12 protein-coding genes are annotated in these 14,878 nt (G+C 74.7%); 7 read left to right on the forward strand and 5 right to left on the reverse strand.

Annotated elements, in window-relative coordinates; genetic code table 11:
• Positions 1 to 266: 266 nt before the first annotated feature.
• On the reverse strand, positions 267 to 1,700 hold the full coding sequence (locus ACVWNX_RS02245; protein WP_454412142.1) for a dihydrolipoyl dehydrogenase family protein: 1,434 nt from the start codon (positions 1,698 to 1,700) through the stop codon (positions 267 to 269).
• Between the two features lie 201 nt (positions 1,701 to 1,901).
• On the opposite strand from ACVWNX_RS02245, the gene trxA reads away from it, so the two are divergent.
• The gene (gene trxA, locus ACVWNX_RS02250; protein ID WP_454412143.1) at positions 1,902 to 2,303 is read left to right on the forward strand and encodes a thioredoxin; all 402 of its coding nucleotides are present in this window, start codon (positions 1,902 to 1,904) and stop codon (positions 2,301 to 2,303) included.
• 107 nt (positions 2,304 to 2,410) lie between these two features.
• On the opposite strand, the gene ACVWNX_RS02255 is transcribed toward trxA, so the two are convergent.
• A complete protein-coding gene (locus ACVWNX_RS02255; RefSeq protein WP_454412144.1) occupies positions 2,411 to 3,847 on the reverse strand; it encodes an aldehyde dehydrogenase family protein in 1,437 nt (478 codons plus the stop codon).
• 685 nt (positions 3,848 to 4,532) lie between these two features.
• Entirely contained in the window at positions 4,533 to 5,519 is a 987-nt protein-coding gene (locus tag ACVWNX_RS02260; protein ID WP_454412145.1) for a LacI family DNA-binding transcriptional regulator, read from the reverse strand.
• 424 nt (positions 5,520 to 5,943) lie between these two features.
• Here ACVWNX_RS02260 and ACVWNX_RS02265 point away from each other — a divergent pair, with 424 nt between their 5' ends.
• Positions 5,944 to 6,420 carry a type II toxin-antitoxin system PemK/MazF family toxin gene (locus ACVWNX_RS02265; protein ID WP_454412146.1) on the forward strand — a complete coding sequence of 159 codons (477 nt, stop codon included), beginning with the start codon at positions 5,944 to 5,946 and terminating at the stop codon, positions 6,418 to 6,420.
• A gap of 104 nt (positions 6,421 to 6,524) precedes the next feature.
• Here the strand turns inward: ACVWNX_RS02265 and ACVWNX_RS02270 are convergent, their stop codons facing one another.
• On the reverse strand, positions 6,525 to 7,028 hold the full coding sequence (locus tag ACVWNX_RS02270; RefSeq protein WP_454412147.1) for a TerB family tellurite resistance protein: 504 nt from the start codon (positions 7,026 to 7,028) through the stop codon (positions 6,525 to 6,527).
• Positions 7,029 to 7,381: 353 nt separating this feature from the next.
• Between ACVWNX_RS02270 and ACVWNX_RS02275 the strand changes: the two genes are divergently transcribed.
• From ACVWNX_RS02275 to egtD, 5 genes are all read left to right on the forward strand, one after another.
• Complete coding sequence (locus tag ACVWNX_RS02275) at positions 7,382 to 7,930, forward strand: GNAT family N-acetyltransferase (protein ID WP_454412148.1); 549 nt, start codon at positions 7,382 to 7,384, stop codon at positions 7,928 to 7,930.
• Positions 7,931 to 8,916: 986 nt separating this feature from the next.
• Positions 8,917 to 10,197 (forward strand): ergothioneine biosynthesis glutamate--cysteine ligase EgtA, encoded by a 1,281-nt coding sequence (egtA, locus tag ACVWNX_RS02280; RefSeq protein WP_454412149.1) that lies wholly within the window; start codon positions 8,917 to 8,919, stop codon positions 10,195 to 10,197.
• On the forward strand, positions 10,194 to 11,546 hold the full coding sequence (gene egtB, locus ACVWNX_RS02285) for an ergothioneine biosynthesis protein EgtB (RefSeq protein ID WP_454412150.1): 1,353 nt from the start codon (positions 10,194 to 10,196) through the stop codon (positions 11,544 to 11,546). The genes egtA and egtB overlap by 4 nt, the downstream gene beginning before the upstream one ends.
• Positions 11,546 to 12,301 (forward strand): ergothioneine biosynthesis protein EgtC, encoded by a 756-nt coding sequence (gene egtC, locus ACVWNX_RS02290; RefSeq protein ID WP_454412151.1) that lies wholly within the window; start codon positions 11,546 to 11,548, stop codon positions 12,299 to 12,301. Before egtB ends, egtC begins: the two co-directional genes overlap by 1 nt.
• Positions 12,298 to 13,263 carry an L-histidine N(alpha)-methyltransferase gene (gene egtD, locus ACVWNX_RS02295; RefSeq protein WP_454412152.1) on the forward strand — a complete coding sequence of 322 codons (966 nt, stop codon included), beginning with the start codon at positions 12,298 to 12,300 and terminating at the stop codon, positions 13,261 to 13,263. The genes egtC and egtD overlap by 4 nt, the downstream gene beginning before the upstream one ends.
• A 285-nt stretch (positions 13,264 to 13,548) precedes the next feature.
• Here egtD and ACVWNX_RS02300 read toward each other — a convergent pair whose 3' ends face one another.
• Positions 13,549 to 14,805: an extracellular solute-binding protein gene (locus ACVWNX_RS02300; protein WP_454412153.1), complete on the reverse strand. Its 1,257-nt coding sequence runs from the start codon at positions 14,803 to 14,805 to the stop codon at positions 13,549 to 13,551.
• Positions 14,806 to 14,878 lie beyond the last annotated feature (73 nt).

A 14,878-nucleotide genomic window follows, 5' to 3' on the forward strand; every position in this document is an offset into this window, starting at 1 on the left:
GCCCCGGAACCAGGTACCAGGCTTCGGGCGGGTCATCGGATCCATGGCTCCGGAGACCTCCCAGCCGTCGGCCCACACCATGACGCGCCCGCCGACGGACTCGACCGCGGCGAGCACGTTGTCACGCTGACGCTCCGGGGAGCTGGTGGCTGCGGACATCCGGGAGAAGCGGCGGACTCCGACAAGGCATCGATCACAACCGTCAAAGGGATGTTCGATCATGTTCGAGCCATGCCATGCATACCGCGGCCTCCGCCGGTGCGCCCTCACCCCCGGTACGCCTCCAGCAGCCGCAGCCACACCTCGCTGATCGTCGGATACGACGGAACCGCGTGCCACAGCCGGTCCAGGGGGACCTCGCCCGCGACCACCACGGTGGCCGAGTGGATCAGTTCGCCGACCCCGGGGCCCACGAAGGTGACGCCGAGGACGGTCTCGCGGTCCAGGTCCACGACCATGCGGGCCCGGCCCCGGTAGCCGTCGGCGTAGAGGTAGGCGCCGGAGACGGAGGCGATGTCGTAGTCCACTGCGCGCGCCCGGTGGCCCGCCGCCCGGGCCTCCTCCAGGGTGAGACCGACCGCCGCGGCCTCCGGGTCGGTGAAGACGACCTGGGGGACGGCCGCATGGTCGGCGGTGGCCGCGTGGGCGCCCCAGCGGTCCGTCTCCAGGATCGGCACGCCCTGGGCGCGGGCGGCGATCGCGGCGCCCGCGATCCGTGCCTGGTACTTGCCCTGGTGGGTGAGGAGGGCGCGGTGGTTGACGTCGCCGACGGCGTAGAGCCAGGGGTGGCCCGTCACGCTCAGGGTGTCGTCGACCGGGAGCCAGTCGCCGGGGACGAGTCCCACCGTGTCGAGGCCGATGTCCTCGGTGCGGGGCGCGCGTCCGGCGGCGACGAGGACCTCCTCGGCCTCGATCCGCCCGCCGTCGTCGAGTTCCACCGTGACGGTCGCGCCCCGGCGGGTCACCGACCGCGCCGAGGTCCCCGTCCGGACGTCGGCTCCCGCCTCCCGCAGTGCCTCGGCGACGAGGTCCCCGGCGAAGGGTTCCATCCGGGGCAGCGGCCGTTCGCCGCGCACCAGCAGCGTCACCCGGGAGCCCAGGTGCTGCCAGGCCGTCGCCATCTCCACGCCGACCACGCCCCCGCCGATGACGACGAGCCGTTCCGGGGCCCGGCGGGCGCTGGTGGCCTCCCGGCTGGTCCAGGGCCGGGCCTCGGCGAGGCCCGGCAGGTCCGGCAGGACGGCCCGGCTACCCGTGCAGACGGCCACCGCCCGGCGCGCGACGAGGGTGTGCGTACCGCCGTCGGGGGCGGTGACCGTCACCCGGCGGGGGCCGTCGAGGCGACCGTGGCCCCGGTGGAGCCGGGCCCCGGTGGACTCCAGCCAGCCGACCTGGCCGTCGTCCTTCCAGTGCGCGACGACCTCGTCCCGGTGGGCGAGCACGGCGGCGGCGTCGAGGGGGCCCCGGACGGCGTCGGCCAGTCCGGGGGTCCGGCGGGCGTCGGCACGGGCGATCACCGGGCGCAGCAGCGCCTTGCTGGGCATGCACGCCCAGTACGAGCACTCCCCGCCGACCAGCTCGCTCTCGACCACGGCCGTGCTCAGGCCGGCGGCCCTGGTCCGGTCGGCCACGTTCTCCCCCACCGGGCCCGCGCCCAGCACCACCACGTCGTACTCGGTGTAGTCGCTCGTTTCCGTCATGGAGCCAGTCTGGACGCCGCCGCGTCCGGGGGCCATGCGGTCCGCGTCCGGCGGGCGGGGCCGGTCCCCCGGTCGGCGGGGCCCGGTTCCGGCGCCCGCGCGGCGCCGCGCGGAATACGGCGCGGCCCGGCGCCGTTGTGACGGGGAGCCCGGAAGGCCCGGAGCCGAGACCACGAGACACCCAGGAAGCAGGCGGCGGACATGAGCAGGACCGTGGAACTGACCAAGGAGAACTTCGACCAGACGGTCACCGAGAACGAGTTCGTGCTGATCGACTTCTGGGCCTCCTGGTGCGGGCCGTGCCGTCAGTTCGCCCCGGTCTACGAGCAGGCCGCCGAGGCCAACCCGGACCTGGTCTTCGGCAAGATCGACACCGAGGCCCAGCCGGAGCTGGCCCAGGCGTTCGGCATCCAGTCGATCCCCACGCTGATGATCGTGCGGGACCAGGTCGCGGTGTTCTCCCAGCCGGGCGCGCTGCCGCAGGCGGTGCTGGACGACGTGATCGGCCAAGCCCGCGGGCTGGACATGGACGAGGTCCGCAAGTCCATCGCCGAGCAGGCGCAGGGCGGCGGGGACGGCCAGGGCGGCACCCAGGGCTCCTGACCCCGTGGTCACGGGCGGGGAGGCGGCCCCGTCCGCGCCGGGCGGTGGTGGACGGGCGGCCGGTGGACCTTCGGGCACCGGCCGCCCTGGCGTTCCGGGGCCGGAGGTCAGAAGGGGTACGCGGGAACGTCCTCGTCGACCGTGATCCAGCGCAGTTCGGTGAAGGCGTCGGCGTTGGCGTCCCCGCCGAACCGCGCGCCGGTGCCGGACGCCCCCGTGCCGCCGAACGGCGCCACGGCCTCGTCGCCGACCGTCTGGTCGTTGACGTGGACGATCCCGGTGGGAACCCGGGCGGCGAACGCCAGACCCCGGGCCGCGTCCCGGGTGACGACGCCCAGCGAGAGCCCGTAGGGACCGGCGGCGGCGAGGGCGGCCGCCTCGTCCAGGGTGGCGAAGGACCGCACCGGGGCGACCGGTCCGAACACCTCCCGGGCGTACGCGGGGGTGTCGTCGTCCACCCCGGTGAGCACGGTGGGACGGTAGAACAGGCCGTCGCGACGACCGCCCGCGCGCAGTTCGGCCCCGGCCGCGACGCTGGCCGTGACGAGTCCGTGGACGGCGTCCGCCTGCGCCGCGTCGATCAGCGGACCGAGGTGGACCTTCTCCCGGTGGGGATCGCCGACGGTCAGCGCGTCGGCCTTGGCCGCGAGCCGTTCCACGTACTCCTCGTACCGGGAGGCGTGCACCAGGTGGCGGCCGGTCGTCATGCAGACCTGCCCCTGGTGGAAGTAGGAACCCCAGGCGGCGGCGGACAGCGCGGCGTCCAGGTCGGCGTCCTCCAGGACGACCAGCGCGGAGTTCCCGCCGAGTTCGAGGTGCGCCCGGGTGAGGTGGCGCCCGGCGGCCTCCGCGACGGCGCGTCCGCCTCGGGTCGAGCCGGTGAAGGAGACCACGGGGACGCCCGGGTCCGCGATGAGCCGCTGTCCGGTCTCCGCGCCGCCGGGCAGGACGTGCAGCAGGTCCCCGGGGAGTCCGGCGGCTTCGAACAGGGCGCCGAGGACGAGCCCGCCGCAGACCGCGGTCCGGGGGTCGGGCTTGAGGACGACGGCGTTGCCGAGCGCGAGGGCCGGGGCGACGGAGCGGACCGAGAGCACCAGCGGCGCGTTGAACGGCGTGATGACCCCGACCACCCCGACCGGGACCCGGTGGGTGTAGGAGAGCCGGGGGCCACCGGTGCGCAGGACCTGTCCGGTCGGGCGGGAGGCGAGCGCGGCGGCCTCGTAGCACTCCTGCGTGGCGAGCCCCAGTTCGAAGTCGGCCTTGCCCGGTATCGAGCCGGATTCACGGACCAGCCAGTCCCGTATCTCGTCGGCGTGGGTGACGAGCAGGTCGCCCGCCCGGCGCAGTACGGCGGCCCGTTCGGTGTGGGGCAGTCGTGCCCAGTCCCGCTGGGCGGTCACGGCCCGGGCGACGGACGCCGCGACGTCCTCGTCCCCGGCGCGCCGCACCTCCCCCAGGGTCCCGCCGGTGGCCGGTTCGACCACCGCGTACGACGGTCCGGTCCGGGTGGACGGACGCCAGGTCAAGGGGTGGAGCTGGGTCATCGCGGAGTTCCCTTCGCCGGGAGACGCAACCGGTCTCCGTTGTCGTGGGTCTTCGTGCGGGACGGTCGGGTGGGTGGCACGGACGCCTCGGACGGCGCGGACGGCACGGATGCCGTGGGACTTGGCCCGGGCTGTCGCGGGGTGCCGTGGGGCGCGGTCTTCGCTCTGGGCTGTCGCGGGGGCACGGATCTTCGCCGTGGGGCGGTCGTGGGGGTCGCTGATCTGTCGCGTTGTGGTGCGGGTGTCGCGGTTCGGGTGCCGGGTGGTCTTCGTGCGGAGACGTGCGCCCTCGCGCGCCGGGGTGCGGGGACGGTTCGGTTCACGCGCCGTTCTCCGGGACGCCCGCCGCGCGTCGTGCGGCGCGGCGCTGTCCGTTCGTGGGGCGGCCGGGGCGTCCCCGCGCGCTGTTCCGGTGCGGGTCGGCCGACGGAGGCGCCGGGGCCGGGGAGCACCGGGACGCCGGGTCGGGCTGCCGGGTCAGGGGACGATCGGGTGCGGGTGGAGGGTACGGAGGGAGCGGCGGGTCGTCCGGGGCGTGTGAGGCCCAGGAAACCGCCAGTCCACCGAGCCGCCGAACCGCAGGTCCACCGGTCCACCGAGCCGCCGGTCCACCGGTCCGCTGGAAAGGGACCGGCCGACCGCGGGGCCTTGAGCCACGGGCCGGCCGGTCACCGGGTTCGACGGGTCAGCCGCTCTCGCGTTCCACGAGCACCGCGTCCAGGAGCTGTCTGGTCAGGGGTTCCACCGCCGGATCGTGGACGACCCGGTCGACGAGCCCGGCGAGTTCCTGTCCGGAGGGCAGTTCGGTGCGCACCGTGGTGAGCCGGGGACGCAGCAGCCGCCCCAGCATCAGGTCGTCGGCGCCCACCACTCCGGTGTCGTCGGGGACCCGGACGCCCTCGTCCTGGAGCGCCCGCGTCAACAGCATCGCGTACTCGTCGTTGAACGCGAAGACCCCGTCGAGGCCGAGGCGGCGCCAGCGGGCGGCGAGCCGCGCGGCGGACGCCTCGTCGTACCGCAGGGGCACCTCGACCACCTCCGCCCCGGAACCCTCCGCGCTCTCCCGGACGCCGTCGGCGCGCGGCCGGGAGAACGCTTCGAACCCCTTCTCCTCGGGGACGACCACACCGATCCGGCGACGACCCCGGTCGATCAGGTGCTCACCCGCGACGCGGCCCACCGCGTGCTGGTCCATCAGCAGGGTGTGCGCCCCGGTCACCTGGTGGGGGCCGAAGGTCATCACCGCCCGCGCCCCGGACCGTTTGAGCAGCGACACGCTGCGGGGTCCGAGGTCGTGGACGCCGAGGGCGAGGACGGCGACGGGCCGTAGCTCGGCCCAGGCCCGGGCGGCTTCCTCCCCGGTGAGTCCGACCCGCCCGTACTGCACGACGGTGTAGTCCAGTCGGCCCAGGGCCCACTGGAGTTCACCGAGGAAACGGCTGTACAGGGGGCCGACCGGGACGGCCGGGGTGGGCATGAGGACCATCCGGCTGTGGCCCGCCCGCAGACTGCGGGCGGCGGCGTGCGGGACGTAGCCGAGTTCCTTGGCGGCTTCGTGGACCCGCCGCCGGGTGGGTTCACTGATCCGTACGGCACTGGTGTTGTTGAGGACGTAGGAGACGGTCGCCCGCGAGACGCCCGCGAGGCGGGCCACGTCGGCGCTGGTGGGCACCGCGCGGGTGAGGGGACGCGGGGAGGAACGGGATTGCGCGGAGGCGGTGTTGTGTGCGGGCTTGGCTGAGTGGGAATCCGTCAGGCGTGGCGCACCACGCCTCGGTACGGGCTCCCGCTCGGCTGGCTGATCGGGTACGCGCATGACGGGCTGCTCGGGTATCTGCACCATGACGCTCCGCATCCTTCCATGGCGGCGGACAGCATTTTCGGCCTACCTGGAATCGGCCAACTCCCTTCTGGAAAAAGCTCTCTGACTGTGAGTCAGCTGTGTTCCAAGGGGTCGGCTATGCCTTGAGGGACATGTGGGACGACAGGGAGCCAGGGGCCGGGGCCAGGTGCGAGGGACCGGGGGCCGGGGGCAAGGTCACCCGTCCGGGCACTCCGGACGGCGGACCGGGGCGCGGACCCCTACCGTGGCCCTCATGACCGCCCCTCCCGACGGCCCGTACGGCTCCGACGACCACGGCGAGCCGGACGCGCCGGGCCGTTCCGGCCCGCACGCCACCTCCGAGGCCGCACCGCGCTCCGTCCGGCGGGTGCGGACCGAGTACGCCCCGGCGCACGACGGCGACCCCGACCCGGGGGAGATCGTGTGGACCTGGGTGCCCTACGAGGAGGCCGACGGACGCGGCAAGGACCGTCCGGTGCTCGTCGTCGCCCGGGAACCGTCCGGCACCCTGCTGGCCGTCGCGCTGTCCAGCAAACGGCACGACGACGACCGGGAGTGGGTGGCCATCGGCAGCGGCCCGTGGGACCGGGCGGGCCGGGACTCCTGGGTGGATCTGGACCGGGTCCTGCGGGTCCACGAGGACGGCATGCGCAGGGAGGCGTGCGCGCTGGACCGGGCCCGCTACGACACGGTCGCCGCCCGGCTGCGCGAACGGTACGACTGGTCCTGACGTCCTTCCGGCCCCGGGCCGCCCCCGACGCTCTCGGGACGGCCGCCGCTCTCCCGCGTCGGCCCGTCAGCCCGTCGTCGGCCTGTCAGCCTGCCGTCGGCCCGTCAGTCGTCGTCGGTCGGCGGTCCGTCCAGGTGGAGGGGCGCGGCGGGGTCGGGGAGCCCGAAGAGGGACTGCCGGAGGGCGGTCACCGAGCGTTCCAGCGCGACGAGGGCGACGAGGGCCCCGACGATGTCGTCGGTGACGCCGAGCAGGGCGGCGGCCTCCTCCACCCGGGCGCGTTCCGCCTCGTGGAGCAGTCCGTCGGCCGAGGCCATCTGGACGGCGTGGTAGAGCAGGTGCCGGGCGCCCTGCCAGGAGTCGTGGTCGACGCGCACCTCACGGAAGAGGTCCACCAGGTCGACGCCCCGGGGGTCGAAGGTCCGGTAGCGCTCCAGCACCTCGGCGGGGGCGCCGAACCGCCGCTGGTGGTCGAGGAGCCACCGCAGTTCCTCGGGGGCCACCTCGCCGTCCGCCCCGGCGATGACGAGCAGGGCCAGGCCGTAGTCGAGGACGGACCGCGCGGACACCTCGTGGATGCCGTACTCACGGCGACTGAAGTCCGACATGGGGAGGGGGTCGGCGTCCGGCACGGGTGTTCTCCCTCGTCTCGTCGCGCACGGGGGCACCGGCACGTGACGCGGGGAGCGTCCCACGCCGTGGACCGCCGCGCGGGACGGGCCGCCCCCTTCACTCCGGCCAGGGGGTGACGACCGGGGCCGGGACCCGGCGGCCGGGGGGATGTCCGGTGCGGTGCGACCGTCGGCGAGCGGGGTGGACCCACCGGGCACCCGCGCCACCCGCGCCACCCGCGCCACCCGCACACCGGATACCAGGCACCGGGCCCAGCGACCAGCGACCAGCGACCAGCGACCAGCGACCAGCGACCTTAACTCGCACGCACGTGCGATAGGTTGCCCGGATGACCGGACCCGAAGCCGCCGCCTGGCCGCCCGTTCCCCTGCGGACCGAACGGCTCGTCCTCCGCGCCTCGGAGGCCCGCGACCGCGCGGCGTTCGTCGAGCTGTTCGCCTCGCCCGAGGTGGGCGCCCACATCGGCGGCGCCCGCCCGCGCGCCGAGCTGGAACGCGCGATGCCCGAGGTGCCCGGGCGGCGCACCGGCCTCTTCGTGGTCGACCTCGACGGGGCGATGATCGGGATGATCACGCTCGACCGGCGCGCCGCCGAGCGGCCGGGACACGTACGGCCGGAGGCCGGGGAGGCCGAGCTGGGCTTTCTGTTCCTCCCCCGGGCCTGGGGTCACGGGTACGCCGCCGAGGCGGGCGCGGCGGCGCTCGGCTGGTTCACCGGCGCGTGCCCCGGTGAGCCGGTGGTGCTCTGCTCCCGGGTGGCCAACGCCCGCGCGACGCGCCTCGCGGCGAAGCTGGGGTTCACCGAGGCGGGCCGGTTCGAGGAGTACGGCGCCGAGCAGTGGTTCGGCGTACGGCCACCGCCCACCCCGTCCGACTGAGCCGGACGCCGTTCGCCGACCCGTCGCGTCCACCGTCCCGAAGACGCCGCGGGACCTCCCGGGACCGTGGGGTACCGGGGCGGGACGGCCCGCGCGGACCGTCCCGCCGAAGCCCGTCCCGAGCCCACCCCGAGCAGCCCCGGCCAGGCCGCGCGCCCCGGCCTGGAACCGCGCGCGCCGCACGGACGCGCGGCGCGCCCTCCACGACGGGGCGGACCGGCGTCGGGCCCGCTCATAGGGGAAGGCGGGGCGGCCGGGCTGTGTACCACCCGGTCAGTGGAAAGGGGTCCCGACGCGTCCGGTGATGTTCGTAGAAATCCGGCATGCCCCGTAGACGCGTCTACAACGCGGAGCCCCGGCACGGTGATCCCTCCGGACCGTGCCGCTTCGGGGGCCGTCGGCACGGCGATGTGGAGGACGGGGTGGTGGAAGGGCGCCCCGCCCGGCCCCGAGCGCGCCCGGGAAGCGGGGCCGGACGGGCCTGGGCGGGCCCGGCGGCGCAGTCCCGTCCGGCCGACGGCGCGCTCCGCGCCCGCTCCCGGGCACGGCGTGCGCCCGGCGCTCCCCGGAAGGCCCCGTCAGCGGCTCCGGGCCCTGTCGCGGCGGCGCCGGGGGCCGGACCGCGACCTGTGGCGGCGGTCGGCGGCTGCCCCGGCGCGGGTCCGGTACGGGTCGTCACGGGACGGCCCGTACCGGCCACGCCGACCGGCCGGGCGGTCTCCCGGGCGGCCCGGGCGGGCCGCGCTGAGTCGCGCGCCCGGCGCCCCTCCCCCATGCTGGTGGCCGGGCCCCCGCACCGGACACGGCCGGGGCCGTCCGACGGGACGCGCGGCCAAACACATGGCCGCGACATCTTTTCGGCGGCCGGGGGCACTCTTGTGCGGACGGCGCCGACCGTCTTGGGTGGATGAGAAGCACCGAACCGGGCCGTTTCCGGTCCGGTCGGTGCCCAGGGATCTCCACCTGAGGATCTGGAGGGTCCGGCAATGACAGAGGGAGACTGTACGCAGTCCACCACCCTGGTCTCGGACGCGGACACGGAGGCACTGGTCCGCGGCATCTGTTTCAAGACAGGACCACCCCGCACTGTCGGGGTCGAGCTGGAATGGCTGGTCCGCCCCGCCGACCGGCCGCGCGAACGGGTTCCGCGGGCCCGGCTGGACGAGGTCTACACCGCGTTGAGGGAGCTGCCGCTCGGTTCGGCGCTCACCGTGGAACCCGGCGGACAACTGGAGCTGAGTTCGGCTCCCGCCGCCTCGCTCACCGAGTGCGTGACGGCCGTGTCGGCCGATCTGGCGGCCGTGCGGGCCGCCCTGAGCCCCCTGGGGCTGGCGCTCGCGGGAATCGGCACCGACCCGTGGCGCGACCCGGTCCGCTGGCTGCGGGCCCCCCGGTACGCGGCGATGGAGACCTATCTGGACCGCGCCGGGAACGCCGGACGCGTGATGATGTGCTCCTCGGCGTCGGTGCAGGTGTGTCTGGACGCCGGGTTCGAGGAGCCCGGTCCACTGGGACTGGGCCGCCGTTGGCGCCTCGCCCATCTGCTCGGCCCGGTACTGGTGGCCGCCTTCGCCAACTCCCCGCTGCTCGAAGGGAGGTTGACGGGCTGGCGGTCCACCCGGCAGGCCCTGTGGGCGGACATCGAACCGGGCCGCTCCGCCGCCCCGCCGCTCGACGCGGCGCCCCGCGCCGGTTGGGCCCGCCGGGTGCTCGACGCCCCGGTGATGTGCGTGCGCACCGAGGACGGGCCCTGGCTGGTTCCCGAGGAGCTGACGTTCCGCGCCTGGATACGCGGCGGGCTCCCCCGGCCGCCGACCCGCGCCGACCTCGACTACCACATCAGCACCCTGTTCCCCCCGGTCCGGCCCCGTGGGCATCTGGAGCTGCGGATGATCGACGCCCAGACCGGGGAGGACGGCTGGACGGTTCCGCTGGCGGTGACGACCGCCCTCTTCGACGACCCGGAGGCCACCGAGACGGCGTACCGGTGCGTGAAGTCCCTGGCGGAGCGGGCCCGTGGCACGGCCGCGCCCGGCAGCGAGCTGTGGCTGACCGCGGCCCGCGCCGCACTCACCGACCCGGATCTGAGGGAGGCCGCCACGGTCTGCTTCGGCGCGGCCCTGGCCGCGCTGGACCGGCTCGGCGCGCCGGACCGCGTCACGGCGGCCGTCGCCGGGTACGCGGACCGCTACGTGGCACGGGGCCGGTGCCCCGCCGACGATCTGATCGAGGGCTTCGCCCGGCACGGGAAGGAACTGACCGCATGACCGAGTCCGTCACCACCCCGTCGGACGACCCCGGGGCGCTGCGGGACCGGGCCCGCGCCGCGCTGCTCACCGCCCGCGCCCGCACCGCGCTGCTCACCGACTCCGTCACGGACGGGGAGCTGACCGCGCAGGTGTCCCCGCTGATGTCGCCGCTGGTGTGGGACCTCGCGCACATCGGCAACCAGGAGGAGCAGTGGCTGCTGCGGGCCGTGGCCGGGCGGGACGCCCTCCGGCCGGAGATCGACCCGCTGTACGACGCGTTCGAGCACCCGCGCGCCGAGCGGCCGTCGCTGCCGCTGCTGCCCCCGGCGGAGGCCCGGGCCTACGCGGCGGAGGTCCGCGGCCGGGCCCTGGACGTCCTGGAGTCCACCCCGCTGCGCGGTTCGCCGCTCACCGACGCGGGCTTCGCCTTCGGGATGATCGCCCAGCACGAACAGCAGCACGACGAGACCATGCTGATCACCCATCAGTTGCGCACCGGGGGCGCGGTGCTGACCGCGCCGGAGCCGGAGCCCGCGGACTTCGCCGGTCCGGCGGAGGTCCTCGTCCCCGGCGGTCCGTTCACCATGGGGACCTCCGTGGAACCGTGGGCGCTGGACAACGAACGACCGGCGCACCACAGGCTGGTGCCGCCGTTCTTCCTGGACACCACGCCCGTGACGAACGCGGCCTACCTGCGGTTCGTCGACGACGGCGGCTACGACGACCCCCGCTGGTGGGAGCCGCGCGGCTGGGACCACGTCCGGTCCCGGGGGATCGCCGCCCCGCTGTACTGGCGACGGGAGGGCGGGACGTGGCTGCGCCGCCGCTTCGGACTCACCGAACCGCTGGTGCCCGACGAGCCGGTGCTGCACGTGGGCTGGTTCGAGGCGGACGCGTACGCGCGGTGGGCGGGACGACGGCTGCCGACCGAGACGGAGTGGGAGAAGGCCGCCCGGCTGGACCCGGCGACCGGCCGGTCGACCCGCTACCCGTGGGGGGACGCGGACCCGGGGCCCGAGCACGCCAACCTCGGTCAGCGGCATCTGCGTCCGGCGCCCGCGGGTAGCTATCCGGCCGGTGAGTCTCCGCTGGGGATACGGCAGTTGATCGGTGATGTGTGGGAGTGGACGTCGAGCGGCTTCACCCCGTACCCGGGGTTCGTCGCGTTCCCCTACCGGGAGTACTCGGAGGTGTTCTTCGGGGGCGACTACAAGGTGCTGCGGGGCGGGTCGTTCGCGGTGGACGCGGTGGCCTGCCGGGGCACGTTCCGCAACTGGGACCATCCGGTCCGGCGGCAGATCTTCGCGGGCTTCCGCACCGCCCGGGACGTCACCCCCGCCGACGGGATTCCCCTGGAGGGCGTCTGATGTGCCGTCACATCGCCTATCTGGGGCCGGAGATCGCGATCGGCGAACTGCTCAGCGCACCGCCGAACGCGCTGTACCGGCAGTCCTGGGCACCTCGCCACCAGCGGTACGGAACGGTCAACGCCGACGGTTTCGGGGTCGGCTGGTACGCGGCGGGGGACCCGGTGCCCGCCCGCTACCGGCGCACCGGGCCCATCTGGGCCGATCCCTCGTTCACCGACCTGGCCCGGGTGGTGCGCACCCGGGCCCTGCTCGCGGCGGTCCGGGACGCCACCGTGCCGGACGCCGACGGGGAGGCCGCGGCGGCGCCCTTCGCCTCGGGGCCCTGGCTGTTCAGCCACAACGGGGCGGTCCTGGGCTGGCCCGACGCCCTGGCCCCGCTCGCGGCGGACCTGCCGCCCGCCGATCTGCTGTCCCTGGCGGCCCGCTGCGACGCGGCGCTGGTGTGGGCACTGGCGCTGCGGCGGCTGACCGACGGCGATCCACCGGACCGGGCGCTCGGGGAGACCGTCGCCGATGTGGCGCGGGCGGCTCCCGGTTCCCGGCTGAACCTCCTGCTCACCGACGGCGTCACGCTCGCCGCGACGGTCTGGGGGGACTCCCTGTTCGTCCTGGCGGATCCGGACACCGGCACGGTGGTGGCCTCGGAGCCCTATGACGACGACCCCCGCTGGCGGCGGGTACCGGACCGCACCCTGCTGACCGCGACCGCCGACGGCGTCCAGCTGACCCCGCTCAAGGAGCCCACCGCGTGAGCCCGTTCCACGTCACCCGCACCCTGGCCGAGGACGCCGCGGGCGCGGCGCTGCGCGCCGACGCGCTGTCCGGTCTGACCGGCACCCCGAAGACCCTGCCGCCGAAGTGGTTCTACGACGCGCGGGGCAGCGAACTGTTCGACCGCATCACCACCCTGCCGGAGTACTACCCGACCCGGGCCGAGCGGGAGATCCTGGTCGACCGCGCCCCGGAGATCGCGGCCGCGACCGGCGCCCGCACCTTGGTGGAGCTGGGGTCGGGCTCCTCCGACAAGACCCGTCATCTGCTGGACGCGCTCACCGGGCTGCGGGTCTACGTCCCGGTGGACGTCAGCGCCAGCGCCCTGGAGGGGGCGGGGGCCGCGCTGCTCGACGAGCGGCCCGGGCTGGACGTCCAAGCGCTGATCGCGGACTTCACCCATGTGGTGGAGCTGCCGGAGGCCACCCCGGGGCCCCGGCTGGTCGCGTTCCTCGGGGGCACGATCGGCAATCTGCTGCCCGGTGAGCGGGCCGGGTTCCTCCGCTCGGCGCGGGCCCTGATGGCACCCGGGGACGCGCTGCTGCTGGGGACGGACCTGGTGAAGGACGAGCGGACGCTGGTCGCCGCCTACGACGACGCCCAAGGGGTGACGGCCGCGTTCAACAAGAACGTGCTGTCCGTCCTCAACCGGGAGCTGGGCGCCGACTTCGATCCGGACGCCTTCGCCCATGTGGCGCTCTGGGACGCCGAGCGGGAGTGGATCGAGATGCGGCTGCGGGCCCGGACCGGGATGACGGTGAAGATCCCGGCGCTGAACCTCGCCGTCGACTTCACCGCCGGTGAGGAGCTGCGGACGGAGGTGTCGGCGAAGTTCCGGGCGGAGGGCGTCCGGGCGGAGCTGGCGGCGGCGGGCCTGGAGCGCACCCACTGGTGGACGGACCGGGCGGGCCGGTTCGCGCTGTCGCTGAGCGTGGCGCGCTGAGCCCCGGCCCGTCGGGGCCGGGGGCGGGTGCCCGTCGCGGTACGGCGGCCGCCGGGTCCACCGGCGGCCGTCCACCGGCCGGTCCGGCCGTCCCCCGCTCCGGGCGGGACGGTTCGGCCCCGGCGCCCGGGCCCGGCGAACCGCCAGGCCCGGGCGGTCCCGTCCCGTCCGGCGCGGTGGGGCCGGACGCACCCCGTCCGCCGGGCCTCCCGGAGGACGGCGGCGGCCGAGGTGACCGAAAGGATCAGCCGGGTGAGGACGGGACCGGCCGGGTGAGGGGTCGGATCAGGTGAGGGCGCGGGTGATCTGCATCGACGCCTTCTCGGCCTCGTTCTTGACGTCGCCCCCGGTCAGCACCGCCGACATGTACTTCTTGATGGGGTTGTCGGCCTCGACCTTCGCCCAGTTGGGCGAGTTGGGGGTGGCCCGGCCGCGCGCGGCGCCCTCGGCCATGGCGGCCACACCGGGCTTGCCCGCGACGACCCGGGCGAGGGTCGTCTTGTTGGGCACGTAGTCCATGGCGCGGGCCAGCTCGGTCTGCCACTGCTCGCCCGCGAGGGCCTGGATGACGGCGACGGCGGCCCGGCGGTCCGAGGTGCTCTCGGGCACCACGAGCACGGAACCACCGGTGAAGACGGCGGCCTTGCGGTTCGAGGTCTTGCCCGGGATGGCGAAGTAGCCGAGCTTGTCGGCCATCTCGGAGTTGGCCTGCTCGATGGCGCGGGCGGCACCGGGGACCGCGATGATCTGGGCGATGCTGCCCCGGGCGAACTCCCCGGTCTGCGGCGGGTGCATCTCGTCGGCCCGCTTCGGCCCCTTGCCGAGCGCCTGCAGCTCCGCGTAGAACTCCATGGCGCGGATCGCGGCGGCGGACTTGAGGGTGCCCTCCCAGCGGCCGGAGCTGTCGCTCGCGAGGTCGCCGCCCTCGTCCCAGACGAAGCCGGAGAAGGTGTACCAGTCCTGGCCCGCGAGGTAGATGCCCTGGACGTTGCCGCTGTTGAGGGTCTGGGTGATGCTCAGCCACTCGTCGCGGGTCTGCGGCACCTTCTTGATGCCGGCTTCTTCCCAGAGCTGCTTGTTGTAGACGACGACCCGGTTGGCCGCGTACCAGGGGATGCCGTACTGGCGGTTGTTGATGCGTCCCGGCTCCGCGAGACCGGGGACCCACTCCTCGACGCCGAGGTCCCGGGTGGCCTCCAGGGTCAGCTCCAGCAGGCCGCCCGATTCCACGTACTGGGCCACCTGGGTGTTGCCGACCTCGATGACGTCCGGGCCCTTCTCCTCGCCCCGGAGCACCTTCATGATCTTGTCGCCGATGCCCACCCACGGCTGGATCTGGATGTCCAGCTCGATGTCACCGTGTTCGTCCTCGAACCACTTGGTGAAGTCCTCGATGAACTTGTCGGACGCGCTGTCCTTCATCATCCAGACGGTGATCTTGCGGCGTCCCGAACTCTGTCCCGGCAGGACACCGCACCCTGTGGCCAGAGCAGCCGAGGAACCCAGGGCGGCGAGTGAGAGGACGGTCCGTCGGCGGGGCATCACGTGTAGTCGCTTTCTTCCAACAGCAAGGGGGTACCGGACCCGATGTGGGGGAAGAGCGCGAAGCTCATAC

It is taken from the genome of Streptomyces sp. JNUCC 64 (assembly GCF_054484115.1).